Annotated in this window: 3 protein-coding genes and 1 pseudogene; all 4 read right to left on the bottom strand. The window is 61.5% G+C overall.

The window, feature by feature from the left end:
- Window positions 1-345: pseudogene (locus tag AB4Z11_RS28665) on the bottom strand (hypothetical protein); the annotation flags it as partial.
- 7 nt (window positions 346-352) lie between these two features.
- Window positions 353-673, bottom strand: coding sequence for a cell division protein FtsB (gene ftsB / locus AB4Z11_RS28660; protein ID WP_442029222.1), 321 nt, complete (start codon window positions 671-673; stop codon window positions 353-355).
- A 72-nt stretch (window positions 674-745) separates the two neighbouring features.
- Entirely contained in the window at window positions 746-2,029 is a 1,284-nt protein-coding gene (eno, locus tag AB4Z11_RS28655) for a phosphopyruvate hydratase (protein ID WP_442029221.1), read from the bottom strand.
- 196 nt (window positions 2,030-2,225) lie between these two features.
- Window positions 2,226-2,771: 3-deoxy-8-phosphooctulonate synthase (gene kdsA, locus AB4Z11_RS28650; RefSeq protein ID WP_442029220.1), on the bottom strand; the 546-nt coding region annotated here is incomplete at its 5' end.

The following is a 2,771-nucleotide window of genomic DNA, read 5'->3' as shown; positions in this document are numbered from 1 at the left end:
GCCGTAATCGGGCTCGCCGCGTTTATCGCGCGGGATGGCAATCTCGGGCGGATAGACCGGCATCTCACCCAGCGGCGTGAAATCGATATCGCCAATCGTCAGCGCCAGGCGCAAGCGCGCGGGCGGCAGGCGCACCAGCGCAGGGTGGCAACCGAAGGTGGCCTGGACCGCATCGCGCATCAGATCGATGGTCGCGCCGGGCGGTTCGGGAATATGGGGGCCGTCGCCCATGTAGTAAGGCGGCCGGTTCTGGTCGATGTAGCCAAAACGGACAGGCGTGCAGGCGGCGCTTGCATTCAAGGTCCACGCGAGCAGGAAGAAAAACAGCAGGCGTGATCGTGACATGGCCTGCTTAGTGCTGGGCGGGCGCCGCAGCGGTGTCGGGCGCGGGCTTGGTCTGGCCTTTGCCGRGGATCTGAACGTAGATTTCGTTCTGCTTGATCATGCTCAGCTCAAAGCGCGCGCGCTCTTCCACGGCGCCGGTGCCTTCCTTCAGGTCGCGCACTTCGGAATCGAGCTTCGCGTTGCGCTGGCGCAGGGATTCATTCTTTTGCTGGGCCACAGCAACTTGCTGCTCCAGGTCGGACACGCGCAGCCAGCCCCCCTTCCCCAGCCACAGCGGGTACTGGATCAGCAGAAGCAAAGCGGCGAGGGCCAGGGTAATCAAACGCATGTATTTCTTAAAACCAGGTGCAAAGAACGGGTGGCTGCCACGGCGTGGCAGCCACCTGCTTGGCTTTGCGGTTTACTTCAGGTTGTAGAACGCGTCGCGGCCAGGGTAGGAAGCGATGTCGCCCAGATCTTCTTCAATGCGCAGCAGCTGGTTGTACTTGGCCATGCGGTCGGAACGGGACATGGAACCGGTCTTGATCTGCAGGGCGTTCAGGCCAACGGCGATATCGGCGATGGTCGAATCTTCGGTTTCGCCGGAGCGGTGCGAGATCACGGCGGTGTAGCCGGCGCGCTTGGCCATCTCGATGGCAGCGAAGGTTTCGGTCAGCGTGCCGATCTGGTTGATCTTGATCAGGATGGAGTTGGCGATATCCTTCTGGATGCCTTCCTTCAGGATCTTGGTGTTGGTGACGAACAGGTCGTCGCCCACCAGCTGCACTTTCTTGCCCAGGGCGTTGGTCAGGTGCGCCCAGCCGGCCCAGTCGCCTTCGTGCATCGCGTCTTCGATCGAGATGATCGGGTACTTGTCGCACCAGGTGCCCAGCAGGTTGGTGAACTCTTCGGCGCTCAGGACCATGCCCTCGCCTTCCAGGTGGTACTTGCCGTCCTTGTAGAACTCGGAAGCAGCGCAATCCAGGCCGATGGCGATCTGGGTGCCTGGCTCATAGCCGGCTTCTTCGATTGCCTGAACGATCAGCTTGATCGCGTCTTCGTGCGAAGCCAGCGAAGGAGCGAAGCCGCCTTCATCGCCGACAGCGGTGTTCATGCCCTTCTTGTGCAGGATCTTCTTCAGGGTGTGGAACACTTCCGCGCCGTAGCGCACGRCTTCCTTGAAGGATGGTGCGCCGACCGGGATGATCATGAATTCCTGGATGTCCAGGTTGTTGTCGGCGTGGGCGCCGCCGTTGATGACGTTCATCATCGGCACTGGCATCTGCATCGAACCCGAGCCGCCGAAGTAGCGGTACAACGGCAGGCCGGCTTCTTCAGCGGCAGCCTTGGCCACGGCCATGGATACGGCCAGCATCGCGTTGGCGCCCAGGCGGGACTTGTTCTCGGTGCCGTCCAGTTCGATCAGGGTGCGGTCCAGGAAGGCTTGCTCATTGGCGTCCAGGCCCATGATGGCTTCCGAGATTTCGGTGTTGATGTTTTCGCAGGCTTGCAGCACGCCCTTGCCGAAGTAACGCTTCGGATCGCCGTCGCGCAGTTCGATGGCCTCGCGCGAACCGGTGGACGCGCCCGACGGTACTGCGGCACGGCCCATTACGCCGGATTCCAGCAGCACGTCGCATTCCACGGTCGGATTGCCGCGCGAGTCGATGATTTCGCGGCCAATGATGTCAACGATTGCACTCATGTGTATATCTCCAAAGTTAAAGCGATTTTATGCAGCGCAGCAAACGTGCGCAAAATTGATGCAAGGATAACAGACGGAGGCCGAAAACAGAACCCAAGGCGTAACCCTGGTGGCGGCCACAGCGTGGCTGCCACCTGCTTCACGCCGTGGGTTCTAACAAAAAGGGCGGCGCTTTGTGAGCGCCGCCCTTCTCGGATCAGTTGAAGTTGGTTTCGAGGAAACCAGCCTTCTTGGTGACGCGGTCCAGATCGATCAGAACGGACAGCAGTTCCTTCATGCGGCCCAGCGGAACGGCGTTCGGGCCGTCCGACAATGCCTCGGCAGGAACCGGGTGGGTTTCCATAAACAGGCCGGCTACGCCCACGGCCACGGCAGCGCGCGACAGCACAGGCACCATGTCGCGCATGCCGCCCGACGAGCCGCCCTGGCCGCCCGGCAGCTGCACCGAGTGGGTTGCGTCGAACACCACCGGCGCGTTCGATTCGCGCATGATGGCCAGCGAACGCATGTCCGACACCAGATTGTTGTAACCGAAGGATGCGCCACGCTCGCAGGCCATGAAGTTGTCTTCATTCAGGCCCTTGGCCTTGGCAGCGGCACGCGCCTTGTCGATCACGTTTTTCATTTCGTGCGGCGACAGGAACTGGCCCTTCTTGATATTGACCGGCAGGCCCGATTGGGCGCAGGCGGTGATGAAGTCGGTCTGACGGCACAGGAAGGCCGGGGTCTGGATCACGTCCAC

It is taken from the genome of Pseudoduganella sp. RAF53_2 (assembly GCF_052113985.1).
Lineage (GTDB): Bacteria > Pseudomonadota > Gammaproteobacteria > Burkholderiales > Burkholderiaceae_D > Rugamonas.
This window is presented reverse-complemented; position numbering and strand designations above follow the sequence as displayed.